Here is an 18,601-nt window from a genome sequence, read left to right as displayed (position 1 = left end):
GTTGAATTTGGTTTATGATAATTAGCTTATTACAGTACTTGTTTTTTTAAATCAAAAGAACCTTCTGTAATATTTTTTATAGAGTTATCGCCGTTTACGTTTTTACATGTAAAGCTAAATGTGCCTTTAATTTTGGTATCGGTTTCTTCGGTAATGGTAATAGAACCTACTTTAGTATCGTCATAGGGTGCTTGCCAAATTTCGGTTGTTGAAGCTGAAGGGTTATTTATATTTACATCGGTTTCAGTGTAACTTGCCACATTTGTTATGGCTAAATTAGCACCTGTAAAATCGTATGTGCCCGCGCCTTCATACCCAAAAACAGTCATAGAAAAAGCGTTACCATCACTGTTTGTTGCAATAATTATTAAACTTTTTGCTGTTGAACTTACGTTTGAAATGGTTGCTGAAGAAGAAATTTCGAATGATTTATACGAAGTACCATCTACTTCTGCCACTAAAATACCTGATGATGCTTTTATATCGCCGTCAGAATCATCAGATGATGAGCATGACACAAATAGCATTGATAAAATAATAACTACTGATAAGAATTGATTTTTGAAATGTTTCATTTTGTTGTTTTTTTATGATTAATAGCATCACAAAACTGCAACAAAACACAAGGGGAATCAATACGATGAATTACGTATATTTTGATTTATTACGTACAATTTAAAATTTTGTTTTAAAAAGAAATGTGCGGGAAGGCTTTACTTAAGGCCTGTTTTTTATTTTCCAATTTTTGAAGAAATTTTTTGTGTGCTTCAGAGTTTGGATTAAAGGGGTTATGCCTTAGTCCTTTTTGAATAGTATCAACATCATCCATTGTTTTCAATACGTTTTCTGAAAGCCATACATGCTTAAACTTTTCCCAAATATAATTTACGGCTGTTTGGTTTGGGTGAATCATATCTTCAGCATAAAAACGATAATCACGCAACTCATCCATCATTATTTCATAAGAAGGAAAGTAGTGTAGTTTATGTTTTTCAGTTAATAATTGTGCATTAATAACCTGATGAATGGCCGAAATTAAATGTGCTTTACTACGTGTGTTTTCAACAAAACCATCTTTTATATGCCTAATTGGAGACACCGTAAAAATAACCGACGCCCCAGCATTAACAGTTTTTATAAGCGCTATTATATTTTGTAGTGATGCCACAATATCTTCTACCGGAAGTAATATTTTATTAAAATTTTTCTGCGGAACTTTATGGCAGTTTGCCACAATATTATCATTTTTAATAGCGCTGTAAACCCAAGCAGTTCCTAAGGTTATAATGATGTGTGAAGAATTTGTTATTTGATGTGCTGTTAATTGTAATTGAGCGTTTAAATTTTCTAACAAACTAGCTTTTGAAGTATTGCTTAGTTTTGAATGCGCATCAAAACAATGCCACTGTTCATTATTAAAAAACACATCTTTTTCTGTGTAAAGTAAATTGTTTAATGCGCGTTTAATAAGTGTTTCTATAGCTTTAGGCTGAAATAGAATACCAAACGGATTATACTTATTTTTAAACTTAAAATAAGATAACTTTTCACCAATATTTTCAACAAAACACGAGCCTAATAATAGAATATTAGACTCATAATTTATTAAATTTTCATTTTGTTTAAGTAATGGTATGTTTGTTTGTAAGTTCATTTTTAATCACATCAATGTAACACTTTTTATGTTTTACTGTCTAATAACCACAAAACATTTATTATGAAAACAAATAAAACTTATATCACATTAAAAAATAGATTAATTAAATTTTACAAATGCGAAATAAAAACATTTAACAAAATACTTAGAATAAAATAAAGCCTATTTTATAAAAGCCTCTGCTTCTTTTAAAGCCACTTCAATTCCGTTAGGATTTTTACCGCCTGCGGTTGCAAAAAAAGGTTGCCCGCCGCCGCCGCCTTGAATGTGCTTACCTAATTCTCGTACTACCTGTCCTGCATTTAAATTATGACTTTCAACCAATTCTTTTGATATGTAGCAAGATAACAATGCTTTACCATTTTGTTCGGCAGCTAATAAAAGAAATAAATTATTATGTTCTCCGCCCAAATTAAAGGCTATATCTTTTATACCTGCGGCGTCTAAATCTACTTTTTTAGCTAAAAACTGAATGCCATTTACAACAGCTAGCTCATTTTTTAACTCACCTTTTAAATTTTTAGCTTTGTCTTTAAGTAAAGCTTCAATTTGCTTTTTTAAAGCGCTGTTTTCGTCTTGTAAGTTTTGAAGTGCCTTAACAGGTTCTTTAGCATTGTTAAGTAAATCTTTCATTTCAAAAAACGCACGGTTATTTTCTTGATAGAAATCTTTAACCGCATCATTAGTAATAGCTTCAATTCTTCTAATACCGGCAGCAACTGCGCTTTCTGATGTTATTTTAAAATGCCAAATATCGGCTGTATTTTTTACGTGTGTACCACCACAAAGCTCAATAGATTGCCCAAAACGAATAGCTCTTACGGTATCACCATATTTTTCGCCAAATAATGCCATAGCACCTTCGGCAACAGCTTCATCCATAGGAATATTTCGTTTTTCTTCTAAAGGTAATTTGCCGTCTATTCTAGCGTTTACAAAATTTTCTACATCGCGCAATTCATCGGTAGTTAATTTTGAAAAGTGTGAAAAATCAAAACGTAAGTATTTTGAGTGTACGGCACTACCTTTTTGCTCAACGTGTGTTCCTAAAACTTCGCGTAGCGCTTGGTGTAACAAATGCGTTGCTGTGTGGTTACACTCTGTACGATAACGCTGTTTAGCATCTACAACCGCTTTAAACGATGCTTCTATATTTTTAGGTAAATTTTTGGTAAAATGAATAATTACGTTGTTTTCTTTTTTAGTATCTAAAATATAAACTACATCACCATTTACATCTTCTAAATAACCTTTGTCTCCTACCTGCCCACCACCTTCAGCGTAAAATGGTGTTAAATTGAATACTAATTGATACATATCACCGTCTTTTTTAGAGGTTACTTTTCTGTATCTAGTAATTTTAACGTTTGCTTCTAAGGCATCGTAGCCAATAAATTCTTGGTCGGCATCATTAACTATAACCGTCCAATCATCAGTACTCATTTCGCTAGCTGCACGCGATCTATCTTTTTGTTTTTGAAGTTCTTTATTAAAGCCTGCTTCATCTAAACTATAACCCTTTTCACCTAAAATTAACGATGTTAAATCTATTGGAAAACCATAGGTATCATATAATTCAAAAGCCTTTTCACCAGAAACAGTATTGCCTTTAGTTTCTTCAACAATTCTATTTAACAGAATTAAACCTTGCTCTAAAGTTCTTAAAAACGATTGTTCTTCTTCTTTTATAACATTTTGAATTAATTGTTTTTGTTGTTTTAATTCTGGGAAAGCGCTTCCCATTTTTTCACTTAACACATCAACCAACCTGTAAATAAAAGGTTCTTTTTTATCTAAAAACGTAAAGCCGTAGCGTACTGCTCTTCGTAAAATACGCCTAATTACATAGCCTGCACCATTGTTGCTTGGTAATTGGCCATCGGCAATTGAAAAAGCTACCGCGCGTACGTGATCTGAAATAACACGAATGGCTACATCAACTTTCTCATCTTTACTATAATTTTTACCTGTAATGGTTTCAACCTCTCTAATTAAAGGTGTAAAAACATCGGTATCATAATTACTTTGTACATTTTGCAATACCATGCATAGGCGTTCAAAACCCATACCGGTATCAATGTGTTTATTTGGTAATGGTTCTAATGAGCCGTTTGCTTTACGGTTGTATTGCATAAATACAAGATTCCATATTTCAACCACTTGCGGATGATCCATGTTTACTAAATCTTTACCATCTACTTTGGCTTTTTCTTCTGCCGAACGTATATCTACATGTATTTCGCTACATGGCCCACACGGACCTTGATCTCCCATTTCCCAGAAATTATCTTTTTTATTTCCTTTTAAAATGCGGTTTTCAGGTATGTGCTTTTTCCATAAATTATAAGCCTCAGTATCCATTGGTAGTTTATCACCTTCATCACCTTCAAAAACAGTAACGTATAAAATATCTTTATCTATTTTAAACACTTCGGTTAAAAGTTCCCAAGCCCAAGCTATGGCTTCTTCTTTAAAATAATCGCCAAAACTCCAGTTTCCAAGCATTTCAAAAAGGGTGTGGTGGTAAGTGTCATACCCAACTTCTTCTAAATCATTATGTTTGCCAGAAACACGTAAGCATTTTTGAGAATCTGCAATTCTACTACTTTTTGGTTCAGCATTGCCTAAAAAGAATTCTTTAAAAGGCGCCATACCAGAATTAACAAACATTAGCGTTGGGTCATCTTTTAACACCATAGGTGCAGATGGTACAATGGCATGTTGTTTATCTTTAAAAAAATTTAAAAACGTAGCTCTAATTTCTTGTGACTTCATGAATGCAGATTTGCTCTTTTTTAGTTAAATTATTTAAATTGTAAAACAATTTTTATCTTTACTCGCCAAATTTTATTTTAGTTTGGTGTTAGCGTACCTATTTAGCTTTAAAATTAGTACCAAACATTAAATACAATAATTACAAGTTTGGCACGTTAGCTTTAAAATTTTAAGCTAATTAGGTTTAGATAATCTCATGCAAAAATAGAATAAATAACGTAATGAGTAAGGTAAAATATTACTACGATTCAGAATCACTTTCATACAGAAAAATTGAGCGTAAAAAAAGAACTACATTTAAGTACGTTTTTTTGTTTTTACTAGCTGCTTGCTTATTTGCTTTTGGCTTTGTTTTTATTGCAGGACAATACATTGAATCTCCTAAAGAGAAGGCCTTAAAACGAGAATTACAAAATATGCAATTTCAGTTTGAAATTTTAAATAAAAAAATGGATGAAGCTGAAGCGGTTTTAGCCAATGTTGCCGATAGAGACAACAACCTTTACCGCGTTTATTTTGAAGCAAACCCTATACCCGATGAACAACGAAAAGCAGGCTTTGGTGGTATAAACCGTTATAAAAACTTAGCGGGTTTTGATAACTCTAAACTTATTATGGAAACCACAAAACGTTTAGATATTTTACAAAAACAAATTGTTGTACAATCAAAATCTTTAGACGAAGTTGCGTTACTTGCCGAAGAAAAAGAAAAATTATTAGCTGCAATTCCTGCCATACAACCTGTTAGCAATGAAGATTTAACACGTATGGCTTCTGGTTACGGTATGCGTACAGACCCTTTTACTAAAGTTAGAAAAATGCATAAAGGCATGGATTTTACAGCACCAAGAGGCACCCCAATTTATGCCAGCGGAGATGGTGTTGTAGTGCGTGCAGACTCAGGCTCTAGCGGTTACGGTAAACACATAAGAATAGATCATGGGTTTGGCTACATTAGCCTCTATGCGCATTTATACAAATACAACGTACGCAAAAACCAAAAAGTAAAACGCGGTGATTTAATTGGTTTTGTTGGTAGCACAGGAAGATCTCAGGCACCACATTTACACTATGAGATTAGAAAAGACGGTGTAAATATAAATCCTATTAATTTTTACTACGGAAGTTTAACTGCCGAAGAGTTTAGCGAAATGCTTGAACATGCTTCAATGGAAAACCAATCACTAGACTAATGCATATTAATTTACCCAATAAACGTTATTACGGCATAGGCGAAGTTGCAAAGGCCTTTGGTGTAAACACATCATTAATACGCTTTTGGGAAAAAGAATTTGACATTTTAAAACCAAAAAAAAATGCAAAAGGCAACCGCAAATTCACTCCCGAAGACATAAAAAACCTTAAGTTTATATATCATTTAGTAAAAGAACGTGGGTTTACTTTAGAAGGCGCAAAAATTCATTTAAAAGAAGAAAAAAAAGAAGCCTTAAGCAACTTTGAAATTATAAATAAGCTTGAAGACATTAAAGAGCAACTACTTAAAATAAAAGAACATCTTTGAAATATTTCTGCAAAATTTTCATTCATTTTTTATAATTAAGTAACATTTTAACCAATATTGTGTCATACATTTACAAACATTAACCTATAAATTAATTTTATTATGAAAAAATGGATTTTACCTGTTGTAATTATTGTTTTATTTGGCCTTTTTGCTATGAATAAATACAACACCTTGGTTAGTCTAGATGAAAACATCAATGAAACTTGGGGTAAAGTTGAAAGCGCATACCAAAGACGTGCAGATTTAATTGATAATTTAGTTAATACCGTAAAAGGTGCCGCAGATTACGAAAGAGGCGCTCTAGAAGCCGTTATTAATGCAAGAGCTAAGGCTACTTCTGTAAGCATAGACCCATCAAATATTACACCAGAACAATTAGCTAAATTTAATGAAGTTCAAGGAGGCTTAACAGGCGCATTAAAAAGTTTATTAGTAACCGTTGAGCGATATCCAGAATTAAAAGCAAACCAGAATTTTCTTGAATTACAATCTCAAATAGAAGGTACTGAAAACAGAATAAATGTGGTTAGAGACAGGTTTAATGAAGCTGTAAAACCATACAATAAAACCATACGTTCTTTCCCTAACAACTTAATTGCCGGTATTATGGGGTTTGATAAAAAAGCGTATTTTGAAGCTGAAGCTGGCGCCGAAAAAGCTCCCGAGGTTAAATTTGATTTCCAATAAAACCTAAGAAATCATTGCTTTATTATGTCTAAAATAGAAGATTTTCTTTCTGCAACTGAAGAGCAAGAAATTATTGAAGCCATTAGGTTGGCCGAGTTAAACACTTCTGGAGAAATACGCGTACACATTGAAAAAACTTGCAATGGTAACGCCTCTAAAAGAGCTTTAGAAGTGTTTTACATGCTAAAAATGGAAAACACTAAAGCACAAAACGGTGTTATAATTTATGTAGCTGTAGAAGATAAAACCTTCGCTATTTATGGTGATAAAGGTATTAATAATTTGGTTGAGCCTAATTTTTGGGATAGCACAAAAAACAGTATTCAACAGCAATTCAAAAAAGGTAATTTTAAGCAAGGCTTAGTTGATGGTATCACTAAAGCTGGTAATGCGTTAAAACATTATTTTCCGTACACAAAAGAGGATACCAACGAGCTTTCAAACGACATTTCAAAAGGATAAAATTACGGCATGCAGTATTCAGTTTCTTTCTCTTTAGCTAAAAAAAAAGACACCCAATTATTAACTGTGTTTAAAAATCTATTACCATTATTATTACTTTTTACTACTTCAGTTGGGTTTGCTCAATTTGACATTCCTGAAACACCTAAATTTCAAACAAGTGTTTACGATTATGTAAACTTATTAGAACCTTCACAAAAAAAAATATTAGAAAACAAACTTATTAAATATTCTGATACTACATCTACGCAAATTGTGGTGGCCATTATTAGTTCTACTAAAGGTGAAAACATAAATTATTTAGGAGCCAAATGGGGCCAAAAATGGGGTATTGGTGGCAGTAAAGAAAAAGACAACGGTATTCTTATTTTATTAGCTAAAGATGATAGGCGTATTGGAATAAATACGGGCCATGGTATTGAATATTTGCTAACCGATGCTTTATCAAAACGTATTATTGAGCGCGATATAATACCTTACTTTAAACAAAACAATTACTTTGGCGGTTTAAACCGTGGGGCCGATGCTATTTTTGAAGTTTTAAATGGCGAATATAAAGGCACCAGAAAGCAAAACAATGATTTCCCTGTTGGATTAATTGTTATGCTCCTTTTTATATTTTTTATTATTTTAATTTCTATTTCAAAAAACCGACGTGGTGGTGGCGGTAACAACCGTGGTAACCGAACTGATGGTACCAGTATTTTAGATGCTATTATTTTAAGCAACATGGGGCGCGGTAGTTACCGTGGTTCATCTGGTGGCAGTGGCTGGGGTAGCTCTGGCGGCGGTGGCTGGTCTTCTGGCGGTGGTTTTGGCGGCGGCTTTGGTGGCGGTAGCTTTGGCGGTGGCGGAGCTTCTGGAGGTTGGTAAACCATTTAAAGTTACACCAACCCTAAACTTCAATATTTACAAAACTACTTCTTACGCATGTAAACGCTAATTGGCACACCTGTAAAGCCAAAATTTTCGCGTAGTTTATTTTCAAGAAAACGTTTGTAAGGATCTTTTACATATTGTGGCAAATTACAGAAAAACGCAAACTGTGGTTGTGGTGTTGGCAACTGCATAATGTATTTTATTTTAACAAATTTGCCTTTATATGCTGGCGGTGGGTAATGCTCTATTAAAGGTAAAAACACTTCATTAAGCTCGCTTGTTTTAATACGCTTACTGCGGTTTTCATAAACTTCAACAGCTGTTTCTATTGCTTTATAAATACGTTGTTTTGTAAGTGCAGAAATAAACACAATAGGCACATCTGTAAACGGTTCAATTTGTTTACGAATGGCTTTTTCATATTCCTTAACAGATTTATGATCTTTTTCAACCAAATCCCATTTATTAACTAGAATAACAATACCTTTTCGGTTACGTTCGGCTAACCAGAAAATATTTTGCACTTGCCCGTCAAATCCGCGGTTAGCATCTAAAACCAACAAACACACATCGGCATGTTCAATAGCTCTAACACTTCGCATTACAGAATAAAATTCTAAATCTTCTTTAACTTTAGATTTTCTTCTAATTCCAGCCGTGTCAACTAAATTAAATTCAAAACCAAAACGGTTATATTTAGTGTCTATAGCATCGCGTGTGGTGCCAGCAATATCGGTTACAATATATCTATCTTCACCAATTAACGCATTAATAAATGACGATTTTCCAGCATTAGGGCGACCAACTACAGCAAAACGTGGTAAGTTTTCTTCAACCACTTCTTCTTTTTCTGGTAAAGCTTCAACTAAAGCATCTAAAAGTTCGCCGGTTCCAGAGCCATTAATACTTGCAATGGTGAAATATTCGCCTAAACCAAGTGCATAAAACTCTACGGCATCTTCACTTCGCTTTGAATTATCAACTTTGTTCACTACTAAAAATACAGGTTTTTGTACTTTTCGTAATAACTTAGCAACGTCTTCATCCATACCAGTTATACCTGTTTCAACATCAACCATAAAAATTATGGCATCGGCTTCATCAATAGCTAACTCAACTTGTTTATCTATTTCGGCTTCAAAAACATCATCACTACCAATAACGTAACCTCCTGTATCAATTAAAGAAAACTCGCGCCCGTTCCAATCACATTTACCATAATGGCGATCTCTTGTTACACCACTTACAGAATCTACAATGGCTTCTCGCCTTTGAATTAAACGATTAAAAAACGTTGATTTACCTACATTTGGTCTTCCTACTATTGCTACTATACTACTCATAAAATTAAAAGGTTAGCGTTATTATGCTCCTTAAATATTTTGCAAAAATAGAAAATATACTGCCATTAGTTACTGTTTTTTAAAACTATTAAGGGGTTTGCTTTTAATTAATAAATTTTACTATTTTAAATGGTACAAAACTAATATGATGCCAACTAACAAAAATATAGCCTTAAGACCTAGGTTTAAACTAAAATTACATGTTAATAACCAAGTTATTTTAAAGGCTTTTGAAAACGTTAAAAACAAACAAAACACTTTTATTGTTAACCGTATTGAGAATCATGTTTTTATAAAATTCCCTAAAAAAGAACAGCAGTTTTTTACACCACAGTTACATTTAGAAATTGATGAAATAGATAATAACACAAGTTTATTATATGGCTTATTTGGCCCTAACCCTACTGTGTGGACGCTTTTTATGTTTTTACACTTTATTGTTGCTACGCTATTTATTGGTTTTGGTATTTGGGCTTACAGCAACTGGAAACTAAACACCAATTATAGCATACAAATTAGTGTTATGATTTTAATGACACTAATTTGGTTTACTTTATATTTTGCAGGTAGTATTGGTAAAACATCTAGCAAAAAAGAAATGCATATGCTTAATAATTTCATGAAAGAAATATTAAACCAAAATGTTGGAGCGCCAAATATTAGTGAAGTTTAATATTACTTTATATTTTGAACGTACTTAGTGGCTTCTAAAAATTTAGTTTTTTTTAAGAAGAAAAGCCTTAATTTAGGGCAAAATTAAGGCTTTTTATAACTAAACTAACTAACTCAAAAGTTTAACAAACTTTGATGAGGCAAATATGCCTTTTTCATTTTAACTAATTGTTACGTTAATAACAACTTACCATTAGATTTTAAAAAATACACATTTAACAACTGGTATTTTTATTTAATATACATTCTACAAGATTTATTACACCTATAATTACGAATACTTTAAAATACAAAAAGAGCTACCTAAAATTATATTATCTTTTAAACAGCTCTTTATTTTTAACAAACTAAATGTTTTAGTTTTATTTTGAATAGATGTTTAATGTAGCATCATCTGGAAACTCATTAGAAACTACCAGTAATGTTTTTCCGTTAGGGCTATTTGCAGCATCAATTACTAATAAACCTTCTGGTGATGTGTTACGTAAACGTTGCATGAATTGCGGATTGTAAATATCTGTAATGTTATAAATTAAAACATCACCACTTCTTTCTAAACCAATGGCGGCGTATGTATTTGCGCCCTCAACAAAAGTGGTTACTGCCTCTGGTTCAGAGCCTTTATCATCAGATCTTCCTTCTTGATAATTACCAAAACTGTAAAGTCCTTTTAAAGTAAATTCATTGCCAGAATCAAATAACAAAGCACCTGTTGTGCTCCAAATAGAAAAAGAGCGCGCACCGTATCCGTAAATTTGATCTATATCACCATCGTTATCTGTATCACCGTTAGCTGTTGTAATTTTTAAACGTCCTAAATTTTCTTCTAATTGTAATGTTGCTGCACCTGAAAATGCTGTTGGATCTAAAGTTAAATCTTTTACTCTATCTTCTTCAGAGTATCCATCGTAATCTCTTGAATCGCCTTCATTTGCGGTAATAATATACCCCATGCCATTAATTTCAAAATAATCAATAGCATCTGGTTGGTAAAAGCTTAATACAGGCCAATAGTTTAGGTTTCCTACAATATCGTCTTTATCACTTAAATCGAAAGCAACTTCATTATAATCTTTTGTTCCTAACGGATATATATCTGTAATTGTTTTGGTGTCAATATCTAATTTTGCTATACCGTTGTTTTCTTGTAGTGCTATGAAAGCTGTTTTAGAGTCTGAAGATACGGTAATGTATTCAGGCTCAACATCTGTACTTAAATCCGCACCCGGACCAAATACCCTAAAACCGCTAGCTTCAAGCGTAGCTTCTTCGCTATTAAAAGCATCAAAATTTATTTGGCTTGCTGTTTTTGCTTCAACATCAATTAAAGTAACAGAACCTTTTGGGTCTACAGTATAGTCATCATTTGGTTCACCTTCGTTAGCTGATAATATATATTTACCATCTGGTGTAAAAGTAACCATATCTGGCAATGCACCTGCAGTAATGTTGGCATAAGGTGTTGTTAAATCATCGGTTTTAAAAATAACTACACTACCATCAGCTTGTTTATTTTCTGCCTCAACAGCAATAGCTAAATAGCCATTTTTACTTGCTACAGAATTAACATTTCCTCCGTATAGAGTTACATCAATAGCGGTTTTTATTTCAGGATTATTTACATCAGAAATATCAATAACCTCTACTTCTTTAGCTTCAGAATTTGTAGAAAAAATAGTTTGTGTATTGGCATCGTATGCCGAAATTTCAGTTATACCATCACCTAAAGCCACTTTTGCTGCGGTTGAGAAATAGGTAAAATCCATTCCATCCATTCCATCGGCGCCGTCTTGTCCATCTTGCCCATTAGCACCGTCTTGTCCGTTTACACCATCAACACCATCTTGCCCATCAATACCATCTTCGGCACATGCAGTTAACATAAAGCAAGATACTAGTGCTACACTAAATAATTTTAATACGTTTTTAAGTTTCATTTTTTTAAGTTGATTAATTAATCAACAAATATGAAACTACTTGTTAAAGAGAATGTTATGTAACTTTAAAAGTTGCGTTAGCTTTTAGCGTTGATTGTAACCAAAACGTTTCAGCTGGTTTTGGTTTGAGCGCCAATTTTTGTTCACTTTTACGTAAAGTTCTATATGAATTTGCTTGCCGAAAAATTTTTCTAAATCTTTTCTAGCCTCGGTTCCTACTCGTTTTAACGCGCTTCCTTTGTGGCCTATGATGATGCCTTTTTGAGTGTCTCGCTCAACCATTATAACAGAACGAATTCTGATGATATTTTCTTCTTCGTGAAATTCTTCGGTTTCTACCTCAACGGCGTATGGTATTTCTTTTTTGTAGTGCAACAGAATTTTTTCGCGTATACTTTCATTTATAAAAAAACGTTCTGGCTTATCTGTTAACTGATCTTTGGGGTAAAATGGTGGAGATTCTGGTAAAAGTTCAACTATTCTAAAAAACACTTCTTTTACATTAAAACCTTCAAGTGCTGAAATTGGATAAATCTCAGCGTTTGGCACTTTTTCTGCCCATAATTGCACTTGAGTTTCTAGTTGTGTTTGATCTGAAGTGTCTATTTTATTAAGTAATAATAAAACAGGTATTTTTGAATTGGTAATTTTATTAAAAAATGCTTCGTCTTTTAAGGCTTGTTCACCAATTTCAACCATGTAAATTAAAACATCGGCATCTTCAAAGGCAGATTTTACAAAATCCATCATAGATTCTTGTAACTCATATGCTGGCTTAATAATACCTGGTGTATCACTTAAAACCGCTTGAAAATCTTCGCCATTTACTATACCTAAAATTCTGTGACGCGTGGTTTGCGCTTTAGAGGTTATAATGGAAAGTTTTTCGCCTATAAAAGCATTCATTAGGGTAGATTTACCCACGTTTGGATTACCTATAATATTTACAAAACCTGCTTTATGCGCCATATATTCTTTTTAAAATGTTATGCAAAGTTACAACCTTACGGCTGTTTTAAACAATTTATTTAAAACAAAAAGCAGGAAGACTGTGCTTCCTGCTTTTTAATATTGCTAAAAGTAATGTGTTATTACTTAACTATTTCTAATAATTCAACCTCAAATACTAAAGGTGTAAAAGGCTTAATGTGTTGCCCACGTTGTTGGTGACCGTAAGCTAAATCTTGTGGGATAAAGAATTTGTATTTTGAACCTACAGGCATTAATTGTAAACCTTCTGTCCATCCTTTAATTACTTGCCCAACACCAAATGTTGTTGGTTCACCTCTATCAACAGAGCTATCAAACACAGTACCGTCAAATAATGTACCGTGGTAATGTACTTTAACTCTATCTGAAGCTGTTGGTTTTTCACCATCACCTTCTTCTAAAACAATATATTGTAAACCACTCTCAGTAGTTTGTACACCTTCTTTAGATATATTTTCAGCCATTAATTTTTCGCCAGCAGCTTTTAATTCTCCAAATTGCTCTTCAGCTTTTTTAGCTGCTTCAGCTTGTTGCTTTTCAGCCATTTCTTGCTGTTTTTTCTGCATGTAGGTTTGAATGATACCTTGTACTAGATTTTTATCAATTTTAACATCGGCAGAATCAACAACATTTTTGTAGCCTTGGTAAAATAAATCATGATCAAACTCTTCATCAAATGTAGCAGATACATTTCTTGCTACATCCATACCAATGGCATAACTTAAAGAATCTGCAGCTGTGTTTAATGGCTTGTTTTGCGCGCCATTTTGGTTACAAGACACCACTAATAAAGCTACGGCAAAAACGCTAAAAATTTTTCCTATTTTCATTGTATATAATTTGTTTATTGTTTTAATAGATGCGAATTAACGAATTTATGTTCAGAATAAAAAGAAAAGCGCCCCAATAAATTGAGGCGCTCTTTGTTCTAAAAAAACATGGTTATTATTTTCTAACAGCTTTAACTATTGCTAACGCATTTTTTACGTCTTGCTCTAATTTAGCGTAATCTTTGTTTGCTATAATTTCTTTTGAAATTAATTTAGACCCCATACCAACGCATGTTACGCCGGCATCAAACCATCCTTTTAAGTTTTCTTCGGTTGGCGATACACCTCCTGTTGGCATAATGCTTGTCCATGGTTGCGGACCTTTAATACCTTTTACAAACTGCGGACCGTAAATATCACCTGGGAATAATTTTACTATTTCGCAACCTAATTCTTCAGCTCTAGTAATTTCGGTTAGTGTACCGCAACCTGGAGACCAAAGTACTTTTTTACGGTTACAAGCAATAGCTATATCTTCTCTTAAAACTGGTGTTACTACAAAGTTTGCACCTAAAGACATGTAAAGAGATGCTTGTCCTGCATCGGTTACAGAACCAACACCCATAATCATACCCGGTAATTCAGCTACAGCATATTTAGTTAATTCACCAAAAACTTCGTGAGCAAAATCACCACGAGCAGTAAACTCCATTAAACGAGCACCACCATCATAACATGCTTTTAATACTTTTTTACTTAATTCTATATTGTTGTTAAAAAACAAAGGAATCATCCCTGTTTCTTTCATTGCTTGAGCAACTTCTAATCTTGTAAATTGTGCCATATTCCCATCTTAAATCCTTCCCAAAGGGAAGGACTTTATATTTTTAAGTTAAACTTTAGTTATTTTAAATGTAAATTACACTCTACATCTCCCCTTTGGGGAGAATTAAAGAGGGGATTTATCTAGCAACACGCCCTGAAGCGTCTCCTCCCATTAATTTTTCAACTTCAGAAACAGTAACCAAGTTTGCATCACCTTTAATTGTGTGTTTTAAACAAGAAGCAGCTACAGCAAAATCTAGTGCGTTTTGGTCATCTTCTGGGTATTTTAATAATCCGTAGATTAAACCACCCATAAATGAATCTCCACCACCTACTCTATCAACAATATCAGTAATTTGGTATTGGCGTGTTTCAAATAATGTTTTACCATCATATAATACACCTGCCCAAGTATTGTGCGATGCAGAAATAGAACCTCTTAATGTTGTGATAACTTTTTTGGCTCTTGGGAATTTTTCCATCATTTGTTGACAAACTGATAAAAATGCTTCAGCTTTTACATTGTGTCCTTCAGTTTGAACGCTGATACCTTCTGGCTTAATACCAAAGTGCATTTCAGCATCTTCTTCATTACCTAAAACAATATCACAATATGAAGTTAACTCAGTCATGACAGCTTCTCTATGAGCAGCATCACAATATTTCCAAAGTTTAGCACGGTAATTTAAATCTGTTGAAATAGTAATACCTTTAGCGCTAGCTGCTTTAACAGCTTCTAAACAAACATCAGCAGAACCTTGAGAAATTGCAGGTGTAATACCTGTCCAGTGGAACCACTCAACACCTTCAAAAACAGCATCCCAATCTATCATTCCAGATTCAATTTCAGCCATTGCAGAGTGTGCTCTATCGTATACCACTTTACTACCACGAGATACCGCACCAGTTTCTAAAAAGTAAATACCTAAGCGGTCTCCACCCCAAACAATTTTATCTACTCCAACGCCTCTTTTACGCATTTCCATCATGGCACACTCACCAATATCATTTTTTGGTAAACGTGTAACAAAATCAACATCTACACCATAGTTTGCTAATGAAACTGCTACGTTAGACTCACCACCACCGTAAATAACATCAAAATTATTTGCTTGTGAAAATCTTAAAAATCCTTGAGGAGCTAATCTTAACATGATTTCTCCAAACGTGACTACTTTACTCATTGTAAATTCTTATTTAATAAATTAGTTTTTTGCTTAAACGTTTAAGCAGTGTTTTAAAAATAAATCAAAACGTATTAAAAATATTAAGTTGTTTTGATTTTTCTTACTAAAGCAATATATTTGCTTAAACGATTAAGCAAATATATAAAAAATTGGGAAACAAAAAAAAAGCGACTATAAAAGATATTGCCAACGTGCTTAACATCTCACCAGCAGCGGTATCTAAGGCGTTGCACAATGATTCCCGAATAAGTGATAAAACCAAAAAGGCAGTAAGACAAGTTGCTAAAAACTTAAATTACCAACCTAACCATTTGGCCAGTGCCTTACGTAAAGGTAAAAGCAATTTGGTGGGCTTAATTGTACCAAGAACTAATAGTAACTTTTTCTCGTCGGTTATTCAAAATATTGAAGAGGTTTTAAACAAAGAAGGCTATAATGTTATTATTACCCAATCTAACGAATCATATAAAAAAGAATGTGATAATATTGATACTTTGTTATTTACCCAAGTAGATGGTATTATTGCTTCTATGGCGAATGAAACGGTAGATTTAGACTATTACGAGAAAGTAAAATCTAAAGGCATACCACTTATTTTATTTGACCGTGGTGAAAACGATTTGAATGTAGATTACATTGGTATTAATGATTATGAAAGTAGCCACATGATTGTTGAACATTTAGTACAGCAAGGTTGTAAACGTATTGCCCATATTGGTGGTTTTAAACACACCCGAATTTATAATAACCGAATTAAAGGTTACATTGATGCTATAAAAAAGCATAATTTACCTTTAGAAAATGAATTACTCATTGAAAGTAGCTTAACTATTAAAGATGGTAGAGCTAAAATGCAACAAATTCTAAACTTAAAAAATAGACCCGATGCAGTCTATGTTGCTGGAGATTATGCTGCTTTAGGGGCTTTACAGGTGCTAAACGAACAAAGCATAAAAGTTCCTGAAGACATAGCGCTTGTTGGTTTTGGTAACGAACCTTTTACCGCCATGGTTACACCAAGTATTTCAAGTATTAACCAACATAGTGAAGACATAGGAAGGCGTGCTGCTCTAACCTTTTTAGAACACGCTAAAAAAGACACTATTACACAAACTTTAAATAAGCAAATTTTAGATGCTGAATTAGTTGTTAGAGCTTCTTCTAATAAAAAACGCAATTAGTTTTTTTCTGAAACACCAATTTTATAACCCCAGAAAGCGTAAAATAAAATTATAAAATAACACGGTAGTAAAATCCAGTAACCGTTATTAGCGGCTTCTATAGCAGCATTTGCTTCGCCTAAACCACTTGTTACTAATGTTTCTTTTCTACTATCTACAATGGCACCATACAATGGAGGAATGATAGCCCCACCAGAAATTGCCATAATTAATAAAGCCGATGCTGTTTTTGTAAACTTACCCAAACCATTTAAAGCTAAAGGCCATACTGCAGGCCAAACCAATGCATTTGCTATACCCAAAGCCGCTACTAAAAGTACCGATGCAAACCCAGTTGTAAATACAATACAAAGTGATAAAATTACCCCCAAAATAGCACTTGCTCTAAGCGCTAAAGATTGGCTTACATATTTAGGAATTAAAATAACCCCTAAAGCATAGGTTACTACCATGGCCATTAATGTAAATAGCGTAAAGTATTTAGCTTCTTCAGCGGGAATATTTAATGCAATGCCGTATGAAATTATGGTATCACCAGCAATTACTTCAACACCAACATACACAAACAAAGCTAACACCCCAAACCATAGGTTAGGAAACTGAAATACACTTGTTTTGGTGGTTTTTTCAGTACTAGCTTCTCCCGAAGAGGTATTTTCAACATTCGGTAACGGTGCTTTTAAAATTAAACCGCCTAATAGAAATAATACCACTGCCATAATAATATATGGTGTTATAACACTATCGGCCATTGTACTTAGTAAGGTTTCTTTTTCTGAAACGTCAACTATGGCTAATTTTTCTTTTACATCATCAATACCCGACAATAGAATAGCTCCAAATATTACCGACCCCAATGCACCAGCAATTTTGTTTGCAATTCCCATAATGGCAATTCGTTTAGCACCACTTTCAATAGGTCCTAAAATAGTTATATAAGGATTTGAAGCTGTTTGAAGCAAAGTCATACCGGCACCTTGAATAAAAATACCGGTTAAAAACAACCAATACGTTCGGGCATTTGCCGCTGGAATAAACACTAAAGCACCAAGCCCCATAACTATTAAACCCAAAGACATACTTTTTTTGTATCCTAGCTTTGTTATCACAGATGAAGCCGGTAGCGCCATAACAACAAATGAAATATACGATGCAGATGCTACTAAATACGATTGTGCTTCAGTGAGTTCATTGATGGTTTTCATAAAAGGAATTAGCGCTCCGTTAATCCAGGTTACAAATCCGAAAATAAAAAATAAACTAGCTATAATAACAATTGGTAATGTGTAATTAGTTTTAGCGCTTGCCGAAGTATGCATGTTACTCATATATTAAAACTGATATTTTGAAGTAATGCTAAAAATACTGTTTTAGTTTGATAATGTTTTAAATTCTATCAATATTTATAAAAACATGGAATTTGTAAAACAAAAAAAGCCTTCAACATAAGTTGAAGGCTTTACTAGTAGCGGGAACTGGACTCGAACCAGTGACCTTCGGGTTATGAGCCCGACGAGCTACCTACTGCTCTATCCCGCGATATTGGACTGCAAATATACAACCCTTTTTACATTTAACAAGCAATATTTTAAAATTATTTTCGCAATAATTATTAGTTGCTGAATATTAAGCTTTTATTAAACTTTTAAAACCATTTATTATTATAAAACTAAAAAAGCAGCCTATAAAAGACTGCTTTAAACTAACAATA

The 18,601-nt window shown here is 33.3% G+C and carries 17 protein-coding genes and 1 tRNA gene; 7 read left to right on the top strand and 11 right to left on the bottom strand.

Features of this window, described 5'->3' with window-relative positions:
* Nucleotides 1-29 precede the first annotated feature (29 nt).
* The 3 genes from ACYX4H_RS08580 to alaS form a co-directional block, all read right to left on the bottom strand.
* On the bottom strand, nucleotides 30-575 hold the full coding sequence (locus ACYX4H_RS08580; RefSeq protein ID WP_476235835.1) for a DUF6252 domain-containing protein: 546 nt from the start codon (nucleotides 573-575) through the stop codon (nucleotides 30-32).
* Nucleotides 576-688: 113 nt separating this feature from the next.
* The gene (locus ACYX4H_RS08575; RefSeq protein WP_476235833.1) at nucleotides 689-1,654 is read right to left on the bottom strand and encodes a GSCFA domain-containing protein; all 966 of its coding nucleotides are present in this window, start codon (nucleotides 1,652-1,654) and stop codon (nucleotides 689-691) included.
* A gap of 165 nt (nucleotides 1,655-1,819) precedes the next feature.
* The gene (gene alaS / locus ACYX4H_RS08570) at nucleotides 1,820-4,432 is read right to left on the bottom strand and encodes an alanine--tRNA ligase (RefSeq protein ID WP_476235831.1); all 2,613 of its coding nucleotides are present in this window, start codon (nucleotides 4,430-4,432) and stop codon (nucleotides 1,820-1,822) included.
* Between the two features lie 221 nt (nucleotides 4,433-4,653).
* Here alaS and ACYX4H_RS08565 point away from each other — a divergent pair, with 221 nt between their 5' ends.
* The 5 genes from ACYX4H_RS08565 (at nucleotide 4,654) to ACYX4H_RS08545 (ending at nucleotide 7,979) form a co-directional block, all read left to right on the top strand.
* Nucleotides 4,654-5,625, top strand: a complete 972-nt coding sequence (locus ACYX4H_RS08565; protein ID WP_475294454.1) for a M23 family metallopeptidase — start codon at nucleotides 4,654-4,656, stop codon at nucleotides 5,623-5,625.
* A complete protein-coding gene (locus tag ACYX4H_RS08560; RefSeq protein ID WP_475294455.1) occupies nucleotides 5,625-5,954 on the top strand; it encodes a MerR family transcriptional regulator in 330 nt (109 codons plus the stop codon). The genes ACYX4H_RS08565 and ACYX4H_RS08560 overlap by 1 nt, the downstream gene beginning before the upstream one ends.
* Before the next feature lie 102 nt (nucleotides 5,955-6,056).
* Nucleotides 6,057-6,644: a LemA family protein gene (locus tag ACYX4H_RS08555; RefSeq protein ID WP_476235829.1), complete on the top strand. Its 588-nt coding sequence runs from the start codon at nucleotides 6,057-6,059 to the stop codon at nucleotides 6,642-6,644.
* A 24-nt stretch (nucleotides 6,645-6,668) separates the two neighbouring features.
* A complete protein-coding gene (locus ACYX4H_RS08550; protein ID WP_475294457.1) occupies nucleotides 6,669-7,106 on the top strand; it encodes a TPM domain-containing protein in 438 nt (145 codons plus the stop codon).
* A gap of 9 nt (nucleotides 7,107-7,115) precedes the next feature.
* A complete protein-coding gene (locus ACYX4H_RS08545; protein WP_476235828.1) occupies nucleotides 7,116-7,979 on the top strand; it encodes a TPM domain-containing protein in 864 nt (287 codons plus the stop codon).
* Nucleotides 7,980-8,023: 44 nt separating this feature from the next.
* Here ACYX4H_RS08545 and der read toward each other — a convergent pair whose 3' ends face one another.
* A complete protein-coding gene (gene der, locus ACYX4H_RS08540) occupies nucleotides 8,024-9,328 on the bottom strand; it encodes a ribosome biogenesis GTPase Der (protein WP_476235827.1) in 1,305 nt (434 codons plus the stop codon).
* A gap of 145 nt (nucleotides 9,329-9,473) precedes the next feature.
* Between der and ACYX4H_RS08535 the strand changes: the two genes are divergently transcribed.
* Nucleotides 9,474-10,001: a GTP-binding protein gene (locus ACYX4H_RS08535; protein ID WP_476235826.1), complete on the top strand. Its 528-nt coding sequence runs from the start codon at nucleotides 9,474-9,476 to the stop codon at nucleotides 9,999-10,001.
* Nucleotides 10,002-10,362: 361 nt separating this feature from the next.
* Here the strand turns inward: ACYX4H_RS08535 and ACYX4H_RS08530 are convergent, their stop codons facing one another.
* The 5 genes from ACYX4H_RS08530 to ACYX4H_RS08510 form a co-directional block, all read right to left on the bottom strand.
* Entirely contained in the window at nucleotides 10,363-11,937 is a 1,575-nt protein-coding gene (locus ACYX4H_RS08530) for a choice-of-anchor I family protein (RefSeq protein ID WP_476235825.1), read from the bottom strand.
* 84 nt (nucleotides 11,938-12,021) lie between these two features.
* Nucleotides 12,022-12,906 carry a GTPase Era gene (gene era, locus ACYX4H_RS08525; RefSeq protein ID WP_476235824.1) on the bottom strand — a complete coding sequence of 295 codons (885 nt, stop codon included), beginning with the start codon at nucleotides 12,904-12,906 and terminating at the stop codon, nucleotides 12,022-12,024.
* 122 nt (nucleotides 12,907-13,028) lie between these two features.
* Nucleotides 13,029-13,757, bottom strand: coding sequence for an FKBP-type peptidyl-prolyl cis-trans isomerase (locus ACYX4H_RS08520; RefSeq protein ID WP_476235823.1), 729 nt, complete (start codon nucleotides 13,755-13,757; stop codon nucleotides 13,029-13,031).
* A gap of 115 nt (nucleotides 13,758-13,872) precedes the next feature.
* Complete coding sequence (locus tag ACYX4H_RS08515; protein WP_476235822.1) at nucleotides 13,873-14,541, bottom strand: bifunctional 4-hydroxy-2-oxoglutarate aldolase/2-dehydro-3-deoxy-phosphogluconate aldolase; 669 nt, start codon at nucleotides 14,539-14,541, stop codon at nucleotides 13,873-13,875.
* A 118-nt stretch (nucleotides 14,542-14,659) separates the two neighbouring features.
* Entirely contained in the window at nucleotides 14,660-15,706 is a 1,047-nt protein-coding gene (locus ACYX4H_RS08510) for a PfkB family carbohydrate kinase (RefSeq protein ID WP_475294465.1), read from the bottom strand.
* A gap of 152 nt (nucleotides 15,707-15,858) precedes the next feature.
* Here ACYX4H_RS08510 and ACYX4H_RS08505 point away from each other — a divergent pair, with 152 nt between their 5' ends.
* The gene (locus ACYX4H_RS08505) at nucleotides 15,859-16,890 is read left to right on the top strand and encodes a LacI family DNA-binding transcriptional regulator (protein WP_476235821.1); all 1,032 of its coding nucleotides are present in this window, start codon (nucleotides 15,859-15,861) and stop codon (nucleotides 16,888-16,890) included.
* Here the strand turns inward: ACYX4H_RS08505 and ACYX4H_RS08500 are convergent.
* Nucleotides 16,887-18,209 carry a sugar MFS transporter gene (locus ACYX4H_RS08500; protein ID WP_476238649.1) on the bottom strand — a complete coding sequence of 441 codons (1,323 nt, stop codon included), beginning with the start codon at nucleotides 18,207-18,209 and terminating at the stop codon, nucleotides 16,887-16,889. The genes ACYX4H_RS08505 and ACYX4H_RS08500 overlap by 4 nt on opposite strands.
* A 147-nt stretch (nucleotides 18,210-18,356) precedes the next feature.
* Nucleotides 18,357-18,429, bottom strand: a tRNA-Met gene (locus tag ACYX4H_RS08495).
* Between the last annotated feature and the right edge of the window lie 172 nt (nucleotides 18,430-18,601).

The sequence above is a fragment of the Seonamhaeicola sp. ABD4_340 genome (assembly GCF_056312135.1).
The sequence above is the reverse complement of the archived record's forward strand: the minus strand, read 5'-3'. Positions and strand labels throughout refer to the sequence as shown.

Excerpts from the sequence above, each read along its gene's own strand:
- ACYX4H_RS08580 (WP_476235835.1), bottom strand. The coding sequence starts at position 575 with ATGAAACATTTCAAAAATCAATTCTTATCAGTAGTTATTATTTTATCA.
- ACYX4H_RS08575 (WP_476235833.1), bottom strand. The coding sequence starts at position 1,654 with ATGAACTTACAAACAAACATACCATTACTTAAACAAAATGAAAATTTA.
- alaS (WP_476235831.1), bottom strand. The coding sequence starts at position 4,432 with ATGAAGTCACAAGAAATTAGAGCTACGTTTTTAAATTTTTTTAAAGAT.
- ACYX4H_RS08565 (WP_475294454.1), top strand. The coding sequence starts at position 4,654 with ATGAGTAAGGTAAAATATTACTACGATTCAGAATCACTTTCATACAGA.
- ACYX4H_RS08560 (WP_475294455.1), top strand. The coding sequence starts at position 5,625 with ATGCATATTAATTTACCCAATAAACGTTATTACGGCATAGGCGAAGTT.
- ACYX4H_RS08555 (WP_476235829.1), top strand. The coding sequence starts at position 6,057 with ATGAAAAAATGGATTTTACCTGTTGTAATTATTGTTTTATTTGGCCTT.
- ACYX4H_RS08550 (WP_475294457.1), top strand. The coding sequence starts at position 6,669 with ATGTCTAAAATAGAAGATTTTCTTTCTGCAACTGAAGAGCAAGAAATT.
- ACYX4H_RS08545 (WP_476235828.1), top strand. The coding sequence starts at position 7,116 with ATGCAGTATTCAGTTTCTTTCTCTTTAGCTAAAAAAAAAGACACCCAA.
- der (WP_476235827.1), bottom strand. The coding sequence starts at position 9,328 with ATGAGTAGTATAGTAGCAATAGTAGGAAGACCAAATGTAGGTAAATCA.
- ACYX4H_RS08535 (WP_476235826.1), top strand. The coding sequence starts at position 9,474 with ATGATGCCAACTAACAAAAATATAGCCTTAAGACCTAGGTTTAAACTA.
- ACYX4H_RS08530 (WP_476235825.1), bottom strand. The coding sequence starts at position 11,937 with ATGAAACTTAAAAACGTATTAAAATTATTTAGTGTAGCACTAGTATCT.
- era (WP_476235824.1), bottom strand. The coding sequence starts at position 12,906 with ATGGCGCATAAAGCAGGTTTTGTAAATATTATAGGTAATCCAAACGTG.
- ACYX4H_RS08520 (WP_476235823.1), bottom strand. The coding sequence starts at position 13,757 with ATGAAAATAGGAAAAATTTTTAGCGTTTTTGCCGTAGCTTTATTAGTG.
- ACYX4H_RS08515 (WP_476235822.1), bottom strand. The coding sequence starts at position 14,541 with ATGGCACAATTTACAAGATTAGAAGTTGCTCAAGCAATGAAAGAAACA.
- ACYX4H_RS08510 (WP_475294465.1), bottom strand. The coding sequence starts at position 15,706 with ATGAGTAAAGTAGTCACGTTTGGAGAAATCATGTTAAGATTAGCTCCT.
- ACYX4H_RS08500 (WP_476238649.1), bottom strand. The coding sequence starts at position 18,209 with ATGCATACTTCGGCAAGCGCTAAAACTAATTACACATTACCAATTGTT.